General features: G+C 62.1%; 16 protein-coding genes and 1 pseudogene. 13 read left to right on the top strand and 4 right to left on the bottom strand.

What is annotated here, in order from left to right:
• Positions 1 to 66: 66 nt before the first annotated feature.
• Positions 67 to 1,068 (top strand): glycosyltransferase family 2 protein, encoded by a 1,002-nt coding sequence (locus ACG873_RS14760; RefSeq protein WP_394892660.1) that lies wholly within the window; start codon positions 67 to 69, stop codon positions 1,066 to 1,068.
• Here ACG873_RS14760 and ACG873_RS14755 read toward each other — a convergent pair.
• Positions 1,059 to 2,012, bottom strand: a complete 954-nt coding sequence (locus tag ACG873_RS14755; protein WP_394892658.1) for a polysaccharide pyruvyl transferase family protein — start codon at positions 2,010 to 2,012, stop codon at positions 1,059 to 1,061. The two genes, ACG873_RS14760 and ACG873_RS14755, sit on opposite strands and share 10 nt — an antisense overlap.
• A gap of 10 nt (positions 2,013 to 2,022) precedes the next feature.
• Positions 2,023 to 2,982, bottom strand: coding sequence for a glycosyltransferase family 2 protein (locus ACG873_RS14750; RefSeq protein ID WP_394892657.1), 960 nt, complete (start codon positions 2,980 to 2,982; stop codon positions 2,023 to 2,025).
• 115 nt (positions 2,983 to 3,097) lie between these two features.
• Here ACG873_RS14750 and ACG873_RS14745 point away from each other — a divergent pair.
• From ACG873_RS14745 to ACG873_RS14705, 9 genes and pseudogenes are all read left to right on the top strand, one after another.
• A pseudogene (locus ACG873_RS14745) lies at positions 3,098 to 3,248 on the top strand (oligosaccharide flippase family protein); the annotation flags it as partial.
• A 55-nt stretch (positions 3,249 to 3,303) separates the two neighbouring features.
• Complete coding sequence (locus tag ACG873_RS14740; protein WP_394892656.1) at positions 3,304 to 3,687, top strand: hypothetical protein; 384 nt, start codon at positions 3,304 to 3,306, stop codon at positions 3,685 to 3,687.
• A gap of 234 nt (positions 3,688 to 3,921) precedes the next feature.
• Positions 3,922 to 4,662 carry a glycoside hydrolase family 16 protein gene (locus ACG873_RS14735; RefSeq protein ID WP_394892655.1) on the top strand — a complete coding sequence of 247 codons (741 nt, stop codon included), beginning with the start codon at positions 3,922 to 3,924 and terminating at the stop codon, positions 4,660 to 4,662.
• Between the two features lie 23 nt (positions 4,663 to 4,685).
• Positions 4,686 to 5,864 (top strand): glycosyltransferase, encoded by a 1,179-nt coding sequence (locus ACG873_RS14730; protein WP_394892654.1) that lies wholly within the window; start codon positions 4,686 to 4,688, stop codon positions 5,862 to 5,864.
• Entirely contained in the window at positions 5,864 to 6,889 is a 1,026-nt protein-coding gene (locus ACG873_RS14725; protein WP_394892652.1) for a glycosyltransferase family 2 protein, read from the top strand. Before ACG873_RS14730 ends, ACG873_RS14725 begins: the two co-directional genes overlap by 1 nt.
• On the top strand, positions 6,886 to 7,836 hold the full coding sequence (locus ACG873_RS14720) for a glycosyltransferase (protein WP_394892651.1): 951 nt from the start codon (positions 6,886 to 6,888) through the stop codon (positions 7,834 to 7,836). The genes ACG873_RS14725 and ACG873_RS14720 overlap by 4 nt, the downstream gene beginning before the upstream one ends.
• Positions 7,826 to 8,788: a glycosyltransferase family 2 protein gene (locus tag ACG873_RS14715; RefSeq protein ID WP_394892649.1), complete on the top strand. Its 963-nt coding sequence runs from the start codon at positions 7,826 to 7,828 to the stop codon at positions 8,786 to 8,788. Before ACG873_RS14720 ends, ACG873_RS14715 begins: the two co-directional genes overlap by 11 nt.
• A gap of 54 nt (positions 8,789 to 8,842) precedes the next feature.
• On the top strand, positions 8,843 to 9,739 hold the full coding sequence (locus ACG873_RS14710) for a UTP--glucose-1-phosphate uridylyltransferase (RefSeq protein WP_394892647.1): 897 nt from the start codon (positions 8,843 to 8,845) through the stop codon (positions 9,737 to 9,739).
• Positions 9,740 to 9,947: 208 nt separating this feature from the next.
• Complete coding sequence (locus tag ACG873_RS14705; protein ID WP_394892646.1) at positions 9,948 to 12,245, top strand: polysaccharide biosynthesis tyrosine autokinase; 2,298 nt, start codon at positions 9,948 to 9,950, stop codon at positions 12,243 to 12,245.
• 14 nt (positions 12,246 to 12,259) lie between these two features.
• Here ACG873_RS14705 and ACG873_RS14700 read toward each other — a convergent pair whose 3' ends face one another.
• The gene (locus tag ACG873_RS14700; RefSeq protein ID WP_394892645.1) at positions 12,260 to 13,036 is read right to left on the bottom strand and encodes a metallophosphoesterase; all 777 of its coding nucleotides are present in this window, start codon (positions 13,034 to 13,036) and stop codon (positions 12,260 to 12,262) included.
• A 197-nt stretch (positions 13,037 to 13,233) separates the two neighbouring features.
• On the opposite strand from ACG873_RS14700, the gene ACG873_RS14695 reads away from it, so the two are divergent.
• Positions 13,234 to 14,376 (top strand): acyltransferase family protein, encoded by a 1,143-nt coding sequence (locus tag ACG873_RS14695; RefSeq protein ID WP_394892643.1) that lies wholly within the window; start codon positions 13,234 to 13,236, stop codon positions 14,374 to 14,376.
• Positions 14,377 to 14,424: 48 nt separating this feature from the next.
• On the opposite strand, the gene ACG873_RS14690 is transcribed toward ACG873_RS14695, so the two are convergent.
• The gene (locus ACG873_RS14690; protein WP_394892642.1) at positions 14,425 to 14,784 is read right to left on the bottom strand and encodes a hypothetical protein; all 360 of its coding nucleotides are present in this window, start codon (positions 14,782 to 14,784) and stop codon (positions 14,425 to 14,427) included.
• 399 nt (positions 14,785 to 15,183) lie between these two features.
• Here ACG873_RS14690 and mgtE point away from each other — a divergent pair, with 399 nt between their 5' ends.
• Positions 15,184 to 16,614 carry a magnesium transporter gene (gene mgtE, locus ACG873_RS14685; RefSeq protein WP_394892640.1) on the top strand — a complete coding sequence of 477 codons (1,431 nt, stop codon included), beginning with the start codon at positions 15,184 to 15,186 and terminating at the stop codon, positions 16,612 to 16,614.
• A 90-nt stretch (positions 16,615 to 16,704) separates the two neighbouring features.
• Positions 16,705 to 17,091 (top strand): MerR family transcriptional regulator, encoded by a 387-nt coding sequence (locus tag ACG873_RS14680; RefSeq protein WP_394893523.1) that lies wholly within the window; start codon positions 16,705 to 16,707, stop codon positions 17,089 to 17,091.
• Positions 17,092 to 17,103 lie beyond the last annotated feature (12 nt).

The raw sequence follows: 17,103 nt of genomic DNA, 5'->3' as shown, positions 1-17,103 counted from the left end.
TCAGTAGCGTCTGCGGCTGACTAGCCGCGGCCTACTGGTATTTGGAACGGATTGATCGAGGTGCGTATGACATCTTCTGCCAAGGTATGCGTCGTCATCGCGGCGAAGAACGCTGCAGGGACAATCACGCGCGCCATCCGCTCGGGGCTACGGGAGGGCTGCGTCGCGGAAGTTGTTGTTGTCGACGACGGATCGACTGATGGTACGGCGGAAGCGGCGCGGGCGGCCGATGACGGCAGCGGTCGCCTGCGGGTTCTGTCGCTCGGCGTCAACAAGGGCCCGGCTTTTGCCAGAAATCACGCGATTGCCCATTCGACGGCTCCGCTGATCGCCATTCTGGACGCCGATGATTTCTTCCTGGACGGCCGCTTCGATCGGCTTCTGGCGGAGGATGACTGGGACTTCGTCGCCGACAATATCGTCTTCATCGACGGGCGGGGCGAGGTGATCGAACCCGACGTTCCCGATTTTGAGGCAGCGCCCCGCTTCCTCGACATTCATGGTTTTATCGAAGGCAACATCTCACGGCGCGGCGCTTCGCGCGGCGAGATCGGCTTTCTCAAGCCGGTCATGCGGCGGTCTTTTCTCGACAGCCATGGGCTTCGCTACAAGGAGGAACTGCGGCTCGGCGAGGACTACGACCTCTATGCACGGGCGCTGGTGAATGGCGCGCGCTACAAGATCGTCCACGGATGCGGCTATGGCGCGGTCGTTCGCCAGGATCTGCTCAGCGGCCGGCACAGAACCCTCGACCTGAAGCGTCTGTACGAGGCCGACCGGGCGATCCTCGCCGTGCCCGGCCTGCCGAAGGAGATCGCGGCCGCGCTGCGTCGGCACGAACGCCATGTTCGCGGGCGTTATGAATTGCGCCGGTTCCTCGACATCAAGGCCGAGACCGGGATCTGGCGAGCCGGACTTTATGCTTTGGCGAACCCGTTGGCGTTCCCGGCGATCGCCGGAGGCGTGGCGGCGGACAAATTCGATGCGCTCAAGGCGCGTCGCGCGCCGAACAGGCCGGAAACCGCGGCCCTTCGCTACCTGCTTCCGGCCAGGATCGTTCAGAAATAATCGCGGCGTATTCCGTCAAGAACCTCGCGGAAGCGCTCCTTGCGACCGGCCAGAGTGCCGTCGGCGCTCAATTGCGGCGCTGCCTTGCGCGCCTGGCGCAGGGCCAGCGTGGCCGGTGTGCCTAGCACCTGCTTGGCCACATTGCGAAGCGTCGACGAGCGAGGATCGGTGCGTGTCATCACAAGGCTCTCCTCGAAGCTGCGCTTATTGGGATCATCGGGCTGCGCCAGCGCCTTGCTGCTGAAGTCCACACCCCAGAAGCGCGCGCCCTTGGCGCGAGCCTCTGCTCGCGTGGAGACCGGTACATGGTACGGTTTGTAGGCGACGTTGACGGTTGCCGCCCAATCCTGCCACTTGAAGCTGTTGATGCTGTGCGAGGTGCTGACTGCGATCCAGGGCACGCGGAAAGCGTCGGCAAGGATCGCCGCATGCATGGATTCGGCGATGACCAGCCGCGATTGCGCTATCGCCCGGATCACCGATTTTGCTTCGCCACAGGGATCCACATAGGAAAGTCCTATCGCCTTGCATATGGCCGGCCAGATGCCGCAGACGGTCGATTCCCAATGAGGAATGAAGATCGCGTCCTCGGTCTTCGGCAGGTTTGCAAACTCCGGCATGTCTGCGACCATGACCGCCGGGTCGATGATCCCCATGCCGGCGTCGAGCCCCAGCTTGGCCGCCGTCAGCGGTCCGCGGACACATCGGATGTCCCATTCGGATGCCTCGGAAAAATCCGGCAGCTTGCCGTATCCGAAGCCGCTGCCGACGACGAGCTTCTTCGTCGTCCGCGGCAGCAGCACCTCGTTGAGGACCGTGCCGACGCCGACAAGCAGCACCTCGGGATGGACCTCGCGAAAGCCGGGGAGAAGAAAGTCCCAGAGCCAGAGATTGAGGTCGTCGCCGAAATTGCCGTGATCCGATTCCCAGTAGAACGGTTGCATGTATTCCTCGCTATCGGGAGATCTTGGCGACGGCGAGTTCCACCGCGCTGCGCAGGATTTTCGGATCGCGCCAGGCCCATTCCGCCAGGAGGCCGAGTTGCGGCGCCTTGCGTCTGCGGATCAGCCGCATCTGCCCCCAGAGCGCCTGGCGGCGCGCCCTCTGCTTGTAGGTTTCGATCGAGGCCCTGTCTTCGGGCTTGTGCGAAAAGCGGTTCTCGAGGCGGTCGAGCGCTACCCAGGTGTTGAACTGCTGCTTCAGGAAAAGCGGCGAATCGCTGTCGAGGCCATGAAAAACATTGACGCCTTCGCCGCGCGTCGCGCCGGCCGCATCGCTCAAGATGACGCGTCTTGCCGCGCGGACGCAATCGTAGAAAAACAGCACGTCCTCTGCGGCAAGCCTGAGCGCCGCCTCGAAGCGAACCGTCCGAAACAGGCTTCTGCCGATGACCATGCAGGAAAGGTGCAGGAAGGCCCAGTCCTTCAGCATCACACCGGCGAGGTCCGGGACTTCCAGCAGTGACGGCTTGTGTGAAAGCCGTTTGACGGTGGTTATTTCGGCCAGCGCCGACACCCCGAAATGGTAGTGGAATTCTTCTCCGCCAGTGATCGAGGCCCAGTAACAGTCTGCGTCAAAAAGTGACAGGCCGGCGACCGCATTCTTTAGATGATCGGGCGTCCACTCGTCGTCTGAATCGAGAAAGGCTGCATAAGAACTGTCAGCAGGCACATGATCGAGGCCCATGTTGCGCGCCCCTCCGGGACCGGCATTCGGTTGTTTTATAACGGTTATCCGGGCCCGCTCGGCCAGCGAAAGACACTCTAGGTCGGTCTCGACCGGCGATGGCGAGGCGTCGTCGACGACGATTACATCGAAATCCGAATGCGATTGGGCGAACACCGAGTTCAGCGCGCGGCGCAAAATGCCGGGCTCTCGCTGGAAGTAAGGAATGATGACTGTACACTTCGTCATTTCTTGCGCCTTATGAAATCTAGAGGCTCGCGGGCTATCGGTGACGTTCCGGTCGGTTGTCAAATTTCAGGGTCCGGTGGAGGACAAGACCCGTTCTCAAAAACGGTGCTCGTATATGCCGCCTGCAATTAGCCTGAAGACTGTGACGAATAATGTGGGTTGGGGCGTTCTCTCCAAGACAATCACATTCGGGCTGAAATTTGTCACCGTCCCGATTCTCGCCCTGATCCTTTCCCTTAGAGGAATTCGGCGCGCTCGCCGCCGCCGGATAGCGCACCACACAACATCACCATCGGCAAGACACTACGAAGGATCAAATCAATGGCGCTGTTCCGCTTTCAGACCAGAAACCCGAATCGGGATCGCGAGACCGACGCTGGCCGGCTGCTGAGGCTCCAGCGACTGCTCGGGGATATTCGCGGCGAACTAATGCGGGAGCGGGATGGTCTTCGCGACCGCTATGAGAAAGTCGCCGCCGATGCCGCTTTTTCGCAGCAGGCACTGGAGAATGACCGCACCGGGGCAGGGACCTCCTTGAAAATCGCCGACATGACCGAGACCATGATCCGCTACAGGAAGCGCATGCAGACGCTGGAGAAGCAGATCGGTTTTGTTACCGGGCTTGACGGCCAGGTGGAGCAATTTTCCCGCGAAAATGCTGGCGATGGCCCGGAGGATGCTTTCGAGAAGGCAAGCCCGGATTAACGGACGCTCATAAAAAGTTACCGCCTGCCACCCGGAAATTGGACCTCCTCGTCACATTCTGATCTTGCCGTCGATCTATGTGCAGTGCAGCATTTTGCTGTAATGTAGGCAGGCGGCGCTGGGAGGACGCGGCCTAGATACAGGTGGTAGGCCACGTGATTATCAACGCGACCAACACGACGAAAATCAAACTCAATCCCCTGATCTTGAGCGCCGGAGTCCTGCTCGTCTCCCTTGGAGGCAGCATGGACGTTTCCAGCGCACAGGAACCCGCGGGGGAAATCCTTCGTCGAGAATTTCGACCGGATCGACAAGAAGCGCTGGTTCGTCTCGGACGGCTGGTCGAATGGCGATCACCAGAATTGCAATTGGTCGAAGGAACAGGTGAAGGTGTCCGACGGCACTCTGCGGCTGAGCTTCATCAAGCAAAAGGCCAAGGATCGCGAGTACGTCTGCGGCGAAGTTCAGACCAACCAGCGCTTCGGCTACGGCGCCTACGAAATTCGCATGAAGGCCGCCGCCGGATCAGGGCTGAACACGGGCTTTTTCACCTATATCGGGCCGGTGCACAAACAGCCGCATGACGAAATCGACTTCGAAGTGCTCGGCAAGAATCCCTCGAAGGTGCAGATCAACCAGTATGTCGACGGCAAGAGCGTTGGCGAGGAAAAGCTGGTGGAAGTTCCCGGCGGCGCCGACCAGGGCTTCAACGACTATGCCTTCGTCTGGGAGAAGGATCGCATCAGCTGGTATGTGAACGGCGAACTCGTCGGGGAAGCAACCGACCCGGCCAAGCTACCGAGCCACGCTTCGAAAATATACATCAGCCTGTGGGGCAGCGACACGCTGAAATCATGGATGGGCACATTCGCGGACCCGGAGGCGCCGGTTGCAGCCGAAATCGACAGGGTAGCATTCACCGCTGCCGGCGAGACCTGCCAATTTCCCGAATCCATTGTTTGCAAGCTGGATTGACGGGCGGGACGCGGGTGATATCCATGCTGCACGTTCTTTACCTCGTGCATGATCTCTCCGATCCGGCCGTGCGCCGCCGGGTGATCATGCTTCAGGCGGGCGGCGCCAAGGTGACGCTGGCCGGCTTCCGGCGCACCGCGCACCCGGCGGCCGCTACCGTTGACGGGCTTTCGCCGATCGATCTGGGACAGACAGAAGACGGAAAATTCGCGCAACGGCTCCTCGCCATCGGGAAAGCCGCGCTGTCGCTCCGCTCAAGGCTAAATCGCGTTTCCAGACCGGACGTCATCATAGGCCGCAATCTCGAAATGCTTGCCTTGGCCAAGCGGGCTAGATCATTGTTTTCAGACGATATTCCGGTTATCTACGAGTGCCTCGACATCCATCGCCTGCTGCTCGGGGAAGGCGGTGCGTCCAAGGCAATGCGGAGCGCCGAGCGGGCGCTCGGCAGGGATGCGGTGCTCTTGATGACGAGTTCGCCCGCATTCGTGCGAGATTATTTCCACCGCTTCGGCCAGATCGACGCACCGGTGCTGCTGTTGCACAACAAGGTGCTTGAACTGGCCGACAGGCCCGTCGATTCCGAAAGCCACGAACCTGCTGCTCCGCCAGACGAGCCATGGACGATCGGCTGGTTCGGCGCATTGCGCTGCCGCAAGTCGCTGGAGCTGCTCGCCGCATTCACGCGGCGCATGGAAGGCCGTTTCGAGGTGGTCCTGCGCGGCCGCCCCGCCTATTCGGAATTTGCCGACTTCGACGGCTTTGTCAGCGCCGAACCGCATATCCGCTTCGAGGGCGCCTACCGCAATCCGGAAGACCTCGCCCGGATCTACGGCGAGGTGCATTTCTCCTGGGCTATCGACTTCTTCGAGGAGGGGTTGAACTCAAGCTGGCTGCTGCCCAACCGGCTCTACGAAGGCTGCCGGTATGGCGCGGTTCCGATCGCCATGAGGCAGACCGAAACAGGGCGGTTCCTTGCCGATCGCCACATGGGCGTTCTGCTCGACGAAGCGTCGGCGCCAGCGCTTGCGGCTCGTCTCGCCGATATGGACGCCGACAAATACGCGACTGCCCGCCGGAAGATACTGGCCGAGGATCGCGGGACGTGGACCTGCGATCTCCGCGACTGCCGGGCGCTGGTCGACAGGCTGAAGGCGCTGGCTGGCTCGTCCGTACCTGAAACCGTGTTGCAGGTGGCGTGATGTCGGCTGGTCAGACGAGCAAACAGAGCGCGACCAACGGCTTGCCGGTCATGCCGTGCATGGTGGTGATCCCCTGCCTCAACGAGGCGAAGCACATCGAAGCGCTGATCGACCAGCTAAGCCCGCCGGCGGAGCGGCTCGACATGAAGATCGTGGTTGCCGATGGCGGCAGCACCGACGGAACGCAAGAGATCGTGGAGACTATCGCGGCCGCCAATCCCCGCGTAGCGCTGCTGCACAATCCCAAGAAAATCCAGAGCGCGGCGATAAATCTGGCAATCGAGGAATTCGGCGATCAGTTCCAGAGCTTCATCCGGATAGACGCGCATGGCGACTATCCGGAAAATTATTGCGACCGGTTGATGGAGGACGCCGAGGCCACGGGCGCCGATTCCGTCGTCGTTTCCATGGCGACAGAAGGCGTCGGCGCTTTCCAGAAGGCGACCGCCATGGCCCAGAATTCCCGGCTCGGGAATGGCGGCTCGCCGCACAGGCACGGTGCCAAGGGCCACTGGACCGACCACGGCCACCACGCCTTCATGCGCATCCCGGCATTTCGCTCCGTCGGCGGCTATGACGAAGGCTTCAGCCACAATGAGGACGCCGAACTCGATTACCGGCTTCGGGCGGCAGGCCATCGCATCTGGATGACCGACAAGACCTTCATGGTCTATTACCCGCGCGGATCCGTGCCGGCGCTGTTTCGGCAATATCTCGGTTACGGCAGGGGCCGCGCGAGGAACATCCTGAAACACCGGGCCGTGCCGAAGGTCCGGCAAATGATTCCGCTGATGGTGTTCCCGGTCGTCGCCGGCATGTCGCTGGCGTTTCTGCACCTGGCCGCGCTGATACCGGCGGGACTATGGGCGGCGGCCTGCCTCGGCTACGGCGCATGGATGGCGGTCAGCCAGCGCAACCCCTACGGCCCGCTTGCCGGGTTTTCTGCGATGGTCATGCACCTCGCATGGTCGGCGGGGTTCTGGCTGCAGATACTCGATTTCCGGAAACGCGAGGCGGCGGCATGATTCGGGAAAACTCCAAACAGCCCCTGCGGATCGACATCTGCGTCTGCACATATCGCAGGCGCGAACTCGACGACACGCTCCGCTCCCTGGGCGAACTGTTCGTGCCTGCCAACGCCGCCGTGCGGATCATCGTCGCCGACAATGACGCCACACCAAGCGCGCGGGATCGCGTCCATGCGCTGGCGGCGGGGATCCCGTTCGAAGTCGTCTATGTTCATTGCCCGGCTTCCAACATATCGATTGCCCGCAACGCCTGCCTCGACAACTGGACCGGCGATTTCCTCGTCTTCATCGACGACGATGAGGCCGCATCGAAGGAATGGCTGGCGGAATTGCTCGAAGTGGCCGAGGCGACGGGCGCGGATGTCGTGCTCGGGCCGGTGCTCGCTCTCTATGCCAACGACGCGCCGGGCTGGATGCGGCGAGGCGATTTCCATTCGACCGCTCCCGTCTGGGTCAAGAACGAGATCCGCACCGGCTATACCGCCAATACCTTGCTGCGCCGTGCTTCGCCGCATGTCGCGGGACGCCGCTTCAATCTCGCGCTCGGCCGCACCGGCGGCGAGGACACCGAATATTTCACCCAGTTGCACCAGGCGGGCGGCACAATCGCCTTTGCGCCACGGGCGGCGGTCTACGAGCCGGTACCCCAAAACCGCACGCAGTTCTCATGGCTGACGAAGCGCCGGTTCAGGATGGGGCAGACCCACGGCCGGCTGGTCGGCGAAGAGCGCCAGCTTCCAGGTATCGTGGGGCAGGTCGGACTCGCGGCGGCGAAGGCAATCTACTGCTTCGTGGCAGCTGCCGCTCACGCGTTCTCGCCGGTAAGGCGCAACCGCTTCGTGCTTCGCGGCGTCATGCATTCCGGCGTGGTCAGCGGGCTGCTCGGCGTTCGCGAAATCCGCCAGTACGGCGAACCGGCAGGGGGGCGCGCCGATGCAGCCTGACGTTAGCTTCGTGATCGCTGCATTCAACGCGGAACGGACGATCGCGCGCGCCATCGAAAGCGCGACGGCGCAGCGCGATGTGACCGTGGAAGTGATCGTCGCCGACGACTGTTCCACCGACCGCACCGTCGAATTCGCGCGCTCATTCCCGCCGGAGCTGGTGCGAGTCGTCTCGCTGGAAAAGAACCGTGGTCCGGGCGGCGCGCGCAATGCGGGGTTTGAAGTCGCTCGCGGCCGCTGGGTCGCGGTGCTCGATTCCGACGATGTGGTATATCCGGACCGTCTTGCCCGCATGATAGAACGCGCCGAACGGCTCGATGCGCAGGTCGCGGTCGACAATCTCGACGTAGTGCAAGAGACGAGCGGCGCAAAGACGACCATGTTTGCGCCGCCATCGCTCGAAAAATTCCCCGAACTCACCCTCGCCGACTTCATCGGGGCGAACTTGCTGTTTAAGGAGACATTCTCCTTCGGATACATGAAGCCGATTTTCCAGCGGCGCTTTATCGAGCAGAATGCGTTGCGCTACGACGAGGCGCTGCGCATCGGCGAGGACTACATTTTCCTCGCCTCGGCGCTGGCGAAGGGCGGCCGTTGCGTCGTCGATCCGCGGCCGGGCTACGCCTACCACATTCGGTCGGGGTCGATCTCGCGCGTGCTCGAATTGCATCATGTCGAGGCGATGCTGGCGGCCGATGCGGTATTCCTGCTGGGCCATCCGCTGGATGCCGCCGCCGGCGTCGCGCAGGCACGGCGGACCCGCAGCCTTCAAGAAGCCGCATCGTTTCTTACTCTTGTGCAGCACCTGAAGCAGCGCGCGCTGCTGAAGGCGGCGAGGGCCGCTTTGCGTGACCCGAGGGCGGTGAGGCACCTGAAAATGCCGATTGCAGCCAGGTTGCGGCGGCTCGGCCTGCCGTTTTTTCCGGGGAGGGTCCTTGGGGAGGTTGGATAGCTAAGCGATGAACACGGAATTGGGCGGGGCGGCTCAATGTGCAGGGATGCTAATATGAAAAGAGTCAGAAAAGCAGTGATACCGGTAGCCGGTCTTGGAACGCGCTTCCTCCCGGCCACGAAGGCCATGCCGAAGGAAATGCTGACGGTGGTCGATCGGCCCGTCGTTCAATATGCCGTCGACGAAGCTCTTGAGGCAGGCATCGAGCACATCGTCTTCGTCACCGGACGCAACAAGCACGTGATCGAGGACTATTTCGATATTCAGCCGGAACTGCTTGACACGCTGGCCCAGTCAGGCAAGCACGAGCAGATCGCTGCGCTTCAAGCGATGCAACTGCCGGCGGGCGCCGTGAGCTTCACCCGCCAGCAGGCGCCGCACGGGCTCGGCCATGCGGTCTGGTGCGCCCGCGACATCGTCGGCGACGAACCCTTTGCCCTGCTCCTGCCCGACATGGTGTCGTTCGGGAAAAGGGGCTGCCTTGCCGGCGTGATGGAACTCTACGAGCAAACCGGCGGCAACGTCATCGCCGTGGAGCAGTGCGACCCGACCGAAACCAACAAATACGGCATCGTCGGCAGGGGCCGGAATGTCGGAACGGGATTTGCCGTTACCGAGATGGTCGAGAAGCCTGCTCCGGCGGTCGCTCCCTCGAACTACTACATCAACGGCCGCTACATTCTGCAGCCCGAAGTGTTCGATCTTCTCGGTACGCAGGAGCGCGGCGCGGGCAACGAGATACAGCTTACCGACGCCATGAAGCGGCTTGCCGGCAGCCAGCCTTTTCATGCCCATCCGTTCGACGGACGCATGTTCGACTGCGGCTCGAAGGAAGGCTTCATACAGGCGAATGTGGCCTTCGCGCTGGGCCGCGCGGACATACGCGATCTCGTCTTCGAACCGATAGCCGAGATGATCGCGGCCGAGGAACAGAGCGCCGTAGCGGCCTGAATGCCGCCAGCCGTCGCATGGCCGGACCGCGCGTCCGGCTGTGAGCGGCTCGATCCGGGCGGGGCCGTCAGGGAATGACGGTCCCGCAAAAGTATTTCCCTCCGGCTCCAGACCAACTGCCGGCCGACAGCTAGAAACCCGAAAGTGGCGCGCGGCGCCTGCGAGGACCATGCACCAGAGAAGCTTTCCACCGAACGCCAGACTGGCGATGGAGTCCGAGGACACGGATCGCTTCATCGACCTCGAGCGGCTGGCCGTGATCGCAATGCGCCAGGCGAGGGTGGTAGCACTTTGCGCCGCCATCGGCGTAGTTCTTGGTGTTCTCTATCTCCTCTTCACGCCGGCGGAATATACGGCCGCGACGCGCATCCTGCTCGACGACAGCCTGACCAAATTCGCGGAGGAGAAGAATACGGCGCCCGCCCAAATCCAGGCGGATTCCATGGTTTCCAGCGAAGTCGAGATCCTGAAGTCCGCCCGGCTTGCCCGCGCCGTCGTGCTCGCGGAAAAGCTGCAGAACAACGAGGCATTCCTCAATCCACCCCGCTCGCCCATTGGATGGGTTAAAGCTCAGATCAAGAGCATCACCGGAATGTTCGCCTTCGATCCGCCGCCCTCCGCCACTTCGGTGGAGAACGCCAAGATCGGCAAGGCGGTGGCACTTCTGCAAAACGGTCTCACTGCCGAGCGGTCCGGGCGCAGTTATGTCATCGACGTCTCGTTCAGGTCCAACGACCGCAAGCTTGCCGGCGCGATCACGCGAGCCTACGCGGAAGCCTATCTTTCCGACCAGCTCAACGCCAATTTCGACGCAACGCAGCGCGCCACCCTATGGCTCCAGGGGCGGCTAGCCGATTTGCGTGACAGCTCGCAGGCCGCGGCGCTCGAGGTTGAAAAATTCCGCGCCGCAAACGGTCTGACTTCGGCGCGCGGCGAGCTTATTTCCGAGCAGCAGCTTTCCGATCTGAACAGCCAGCTCATTCTCGCGCAGGCCGATACGGCCAACGCGCTCGGCCGCTACAGTCAGTTCAAGTCGATTGTCGACAGCGGTCCGGAAAACGCCGTCAGGAATGCGACTATCCCATCCGACAACGGCAACAGCGCGGTGATCAACGATCTCAAGACGCGCTATCTCGGCGTCACCAAGCGCGAGCAGGAGATAGCCGCCCGCTTCGGCGAAGACCACGCGCAGGCGGTCGCGCTGCGGCGCGAGCAGGAGGGTCTGGAGGGGCGGATTTTCCAGGAATTGCAGCGGATCACCGAAAGCTATCGCAACGAATATGAGGTTGCCAAGGCGCGCGAGACCTCGTTGCGCGACAATGTCGGCCTGATGGCCGGCCTGAGTTCGGAAACCAGCCAGTCCCTGGTGCAGTTGCGCGAACTGGAGCAGAAGTCCGCGGCGCTCGCGACGCTCTACCAGACATTCCTGGCCCGCCATGAGGAGGCTTCGCAGCAGCGCTCGTTTCCGATCGCGAAGGCGCGGGTTATCTCCGATGCCAGCGATCCGGTAGCGGCATCGAGCCCGCGCAAGGCCATCGTGCTGGGGTTGTCGCTGGTGCTCGGCCTCTTTGGCGGAGCCGCGGTGGGCGCTTTCCAGGAATTCCGCGAGCGGTTTTTCCGTACCGGCGACGATGTCCGCGCCGCGCTGAACATTAACTTCCTGGGCTACCTGCCGATCGTGGGCGCCCGTCTCACGGCGGCTGCCAACCCGAAATCCGGGGGTGCAAAGGCCACGGACAAGCCGCCGCGAGATCAGACTGGCGCCGTCACTCCGCGCATATTGCGGGTCGCCATCAACGCGCCGGCCTCCTCCTTTGCCGAAACGTTGCGCAACGCGAAGATCGCCAGCGACGTGGTGTTGCAAGGCAAGCCTTGCAAGGTGATCGGCTTCGTCTCGGTGCTGCCGCACGAGGGCAAGACGACGGTCGCCGCGAATTTTGCCGGCCTGCTTGCCTCCCATGGAGCAAGGACGCTGCTCATCGACGGCGATCTCAGGAATCCAGGCCTGAGCCGCGGCCTCTCGCTGACGCCCGAGAAGGGACTGGTCGAGGCGATCGTCGGCGACCAACCTTGGCGAAGCACCGTGATGATCGACCGCTCGACGAGGCTCGCGATAATCCCGGCTGTCGTGCGCGGGCGCCTGTCGCACACGAGCCAACTGCTCTCGGGTCCGGGCATGCACGACCTGATCGAGGATGCGCGCACGGCCTATGATTACATCATCGTCGACCTGCCGCCGCTCGGACCGGTCGTGGATGCCAAGGCGTTCGCGCCGCTGGCGGATGGCTTCGTAATGGTTGCCGAGTGGGGCGTGACGCCGCGCGCGCTGGTCCGCGCGACGCTGCAGGCCGAACCGCAGATCGCGGCCAAGGTGCTGGGGATGATCCTCAACAAGACTGACATGAAGAAATTGGCGCGATATGGAGCGTTTGGCGGCTCGGAGCAGTATCTCGACCGCTACTCCTCCTATTACATCGAGCAGGCCGGCATGAATGGAAGGGCGTGACCGATGACCGCCGGTCAGTTGGTCAGATATCGGCCCTTGTCCCGCCAGATGCGAAGCGCGGTCAGCCGACCGCCAAAGACCGCGCCGGTGTCGATGTTGATGCGCATGCCCTCCCGTCTCGCTTCGGAAACCGGCGTGTGGCCATGCACCACGTACTTCTTGAGCAGATGAGCGCGTCCGTAAAATTCGGATCGGATGAGGACCAGGTCATCATCCGACTGCCGCTCGAGGTCGACCTCGGGACGCAGTCCGGCATGCACGAAGACAAAGCGCTGCGCCTCGACAAGGATCGGCAACGATCGAAGGAAGGCGATGTGAGAGGCCGGAATCGCCTTCCTGATCACATCGTCGATCTGTTTGCCGGATCGGTAGATCTGGCTGAGACGGTCGAGATCGATGCCGTAGGAAAGCAGCGTCGACGCCGCGCCCATGCTCATCCAGTCCGCAAGTCCAAGCCGGCCGTCGATGTAGTCCAGCATCACGATTTCATGATTTCCGACCAGGCAGATGCGTTCGAAACCGGCGGGCGGCGGCGCCAGCAGATGGTCGATGACCTGCGAGGACGCCGGTCCGCGGTCGATATAGTCGCCGAGCATGATGATTATCTTGCGGCCCGGCACATCCTTGCCGTCGGCCACGATCGCGCGTTCCAGCGAAAGCAGTTCGTCGAGGCAGCCATGGACGTCGCCCACTGCATAGACGGCGATGTCGGAAGTATCGAGCCTCAGCCGCGCCCGGCGTTCCCTATCCGCGTTTCTGTGCAGGCCCAGAAGCCCTGCCAGCTTTCTCATCGAAGACCCTACTGTTTCCATCCGCGGTCGCCCGCCTTCCAGGCGAGCGCACCGCGTTTCGTGAACCGGCGAACGGTGTGAATGCCATAGTTCGCGCATTTGGACCATCCGCTCCGTTCATCTTGCGCCAGGCTTGCCGTCGACCCTCGTGACGACGTCCGAAGCGGTATGCCGACCATCGGTTTGAGGAGATGCAGATGACGATCAAACCCAACTCCTTTGCGCCGAACGACGCCGTCGCGCCGATCGGGAAAGCCATGTCGGACCGCATAAAGATCGCTCGCTCGCTCTGCATCTTCTTCATGACCTTCGTTCACGTCCCGCAGGGCATTGCCGAGAACGTCTATGACCGCGACGCGGGTTTTTTCGACATCGTCTATTTCGTCCTGACGCGGATGATGGGACTGAGCTCGGTTTCGCTGCTGAGCGTCGTCTCCGGCTATTTCATCGTCTCCAGCCTGCTGAAGGTCGGAGCCGGGTCCCTGACGGTCTCCAAATTCAAGACGCTCGTGGTGCCTCTGGTCGCCTGGAACCTCCTGATGCTGGTGCTTCTTGCCGCATATGGCGTCCTATCCGGCAACTGGAAGGACATGCCCGAATTCAGCCCGCTCGGCATGGCCAACGCGCTCCTTGCCGTTACCGAATGGCCGCTTGTCGTGCCCCTATGGTTTTTGCGGGATCTGTTCGTGTGCTGCCTGTTCGCCCCGCTTCTCTATCTTGGGCTGCGCCGTTTTCCGGCCGCGACCATACTGGCGCTGGTCGCGTTCACGCTGCTTGGTGAAAATCTCTATATCCTGCAAAGGCCGCAACTCATGCTGTTCTTCGGGCTCGGCATGTGGCTGCGCATTAGCGCCGCCGACGACGAAGCGATCGACCGTGTCGCAGGCTTCCTCGCGATCGGCCTCTTTGCGATGGTGGCGATTTTCCTGGCGCTCCGGATTGAACGTATCCTGCTGTCCGAGATGGACGACACGCTGCGGCTGACGCTCGACACGCTGCTGCGCGTCACCATGGCGGCGGGTTTCTGGAAGCTGACCGAATCCGTCCGCCGCTCCGCATTGTCGGAACTGTTCATGCGATCCGAGCCGTACGCGTTCTTCCTGTTCTGCAGCCACGCGATCCTGTTCAATTTCGGCGGCATCATCTTCCGGCGCGTCTTCGGAAATTATGGGTCGGATCTCTTCCCGATCACCTTTTTCACGCTGCCCTGCCTTGCAGTGGTGGCCGCAATCGTCGGACTGAACGTCATAAACCGCTCCGCGATCCTGATCTTCCTGTTCAACGCCGGTCATCGCCTCCGTGCGCGTTCGAGCCCGGCGATGGAGCGGGCCTCCGCCTAAGAAGCGCCAGGCAAATACCCCGGCAGTGGCCTTCGCTCACCTCGGTAGCTATCTCGTGATAAGACCAGGGATCCTTAAGCCGGTTGCCCCATACATAGTATCAAGGCGGTCACAGACTGCCTGACTGCCAGATGCTTTGAGACTAACCTGCGCTTCCTGTGCTGCTTCCGTGAACGCGGATTTGTATGGCTCAGCCTCCAAATCCACCAGGTTCAAGCCTACATGAACCATAGTTATATCGATAACTTCCTGGTTCACTCGCATCTCGCACAGTTCACCTGCAATGGCCGCATTGGCCATGTGCGCGATGGCGTCTCGCTGATCTGACAGCAGGGCCTGTGACAGGGCGATCGTCGGGTCCGCGATGAAGGTTGCCGTGGCGGCAACTGCAAGAAATTCGCGAAACATTCTGTCCTCCATAGAGCTAGAGGGAAGGCGCGATCATCTTTAATTTCATTCGCTTTATATCGGAATTCTACCGCTGGGTATTTGTTCCGACCGAATCAGTAGCGTGATGGAGGCGACTGCAGGAGCCGTTACGGCTGACAATGCGCTTTGACTATGCGCTTTGATGCTGCGAGGAGCGAGATGCGGCAGGCTAAACTGAGATGCCATCTGATCCACGACGAGGGCGGCGAATGCGGGCCAAATCCTCGGGCTTTATCTTGGCCACACCTCTGGCGCGGCGCTGCGACAAATCCCTCGATCTTATCGCGAATTTCCTCCGGCAGAACGCTTCAATATAGACGAGAAAGGCTCTAAAGCTCTCCACAACCCCTTCCCGGAATCTTGGAGCGAGAGGCGCATTTGGAAAGCCAGGACGATCCGAAGCCGGGCGCCGATGCCCATGAGCCGGTCCATCCCGACATTTACGGTGAGGACGGTGTCATCCGTGCCTCGTTCCTGGCTCATATCGGCGCGGCCATCGCCGATCGCGACACGCTGACGCTCAAGCAGGATGTCAGCCACCTTCACCAGTCCGAACTCGGCGACCTGCTCGAAGCGCTGCTGCCCGAGCAGCGCCGCGCGCTGGTCGATCTTCTCGGCGCGGATTTCGACTTTTCGGCGCTGACCGAGGTCGACGAGGCTATACGCCTCGAAATCGTCGACGCTCTGCCCAACGCGCAGATCGCACAGGCGGTCCAGGAACTCGATTCCGACGATGCGGTCTACATCCTGGAGGATCTCGACGAAGCGGATCAGAACGAGATTCTTGCGCAGCTGCCGTTCACCGAGCGGATCAGGCTGCGGCGCTCGCTGGATTATCCGGAGGAATCGGCCGGCCGGCGCATGCAGACCGAGTTCGTCGCCGTGCCGCCGTTCTGGACCGTCGGCCAGACCATCGACTATATGCGCGACGACCAGAACCTGCCCGACCGCTTCAGCCAGGTGTTCGTCATCGATCCGACCTTCCAGCTTCTCGGCGCGGTCGACCTCGACAAGATCCTGCGCTCGAAGCGCTCGGTGAAGATCGAGGAGGTGATGCACGAGACGCGGCACGCCATCCCGGCCAGCATGGATCAGGAAGAGGCGGCGCGCGAATTCGAGCAGTACGATCTTCTGTCGGCCGCCGTCGTAGACGAGAATGAGCGATTGGTGGGAGTGCTGACCATCGACGACGTCGTCGACGTGATCCAGCAGGAGGCCGAGGAAGACCTGCTGCGCATGGGCGGCGTCGGCGACGAGGAACTATCCGACACCGTGATCGACACGTCGCGTTCGCGCGTGCCTTGGCTGCTGGTCAATCTGGCGACGGCCTTCCTCTCCGCTTCGGTCATCAGCATGTTCGGCGCGACCATCGAAGAGATGGTGGCGCTTGCCGCGCTGATGCCGATCGTCGCGTCGCTGGGCGGCAACGCCGGCACGCAGACCATGACGGTCACGGTGCGCGCGTTGGCGACCCGCGATCTCGACATCTACAATGCCGGCCGCGTCATCCGCCGCGAGGTGATGGTGGGACTGCTCAACGGTGTCGTTATCGCCACGATCATCGGGCTGATCGCCGGCTTCTGGTTCCAGAATGCCGATCTCGGCGGCGTCATCGCCGCCGCGATGGTCATCAACATGCTGGCCGCGGCCTTGGGCGGCATCCTGATACCGCTGTTCCTCGACAGGCTGGGAGCCGATCCGGCGATCTCCTCGTCGATCTTCACCACCATGATCACCGATGTGATCGGCTTCTTCGCCTTCCTCGGGCTCGCCGCCTGGTGGCTCCATCTCGGCTACCCTCCTGCATGAATTTTCCCCAAGGGCATGCGTAATTGACTTTTACGTAAGTGTCATGCGACTTTGCCCCGGGGAATCGGGCGAACGCCCTTGGGAGCAATGATGCGGGAATATTATTCGATCACCGAACTGACCCGCGAGTTCGACATTTCGACGCGTACGCTCCGCTTCTACGAAGATGAGGGGCTGATTCAGCCGGTGCGGCGCGGGCGCACCCGCCTGTTCCGGCCGACCGACCGGCATCTGATCAGGCAGATCATGCGCGGCAAGCGCCTCGGCTTCTCGATCAACGAAATCCGCGAGATCATCCAGATCTACAAGGAGCCGCCCGGCGAGGTCGGCCAACTCAAGTTGATGATCAAGCGGATTGAGGAAAAGCGCGATGACCTGCGCCAGAAGCGCCGCGATCTCGAGGAGACGCTGGCCGAACTCGATCAGGCGGAGGAATCCTGCGTCGAGCGCCTCGCCGAACTCGGCGTCAACACCTGACGGTCGGCCCAC

The organism is Allomesorhizobium aridi (assembly GCF_043769475.1).
In the GTDB taxonomy this organism is placed as follows: Bacteria; Pseudomonadota; Alphaproteobacteria; order Rhizobiales; family Rhizobiaceae; genus Allomesorhizobium.
The sequence above is the reverse complement of the archived record's forward strand: the minus strand, read 5'-3'. Positions and strand labels throughout refer to the sequence as shown.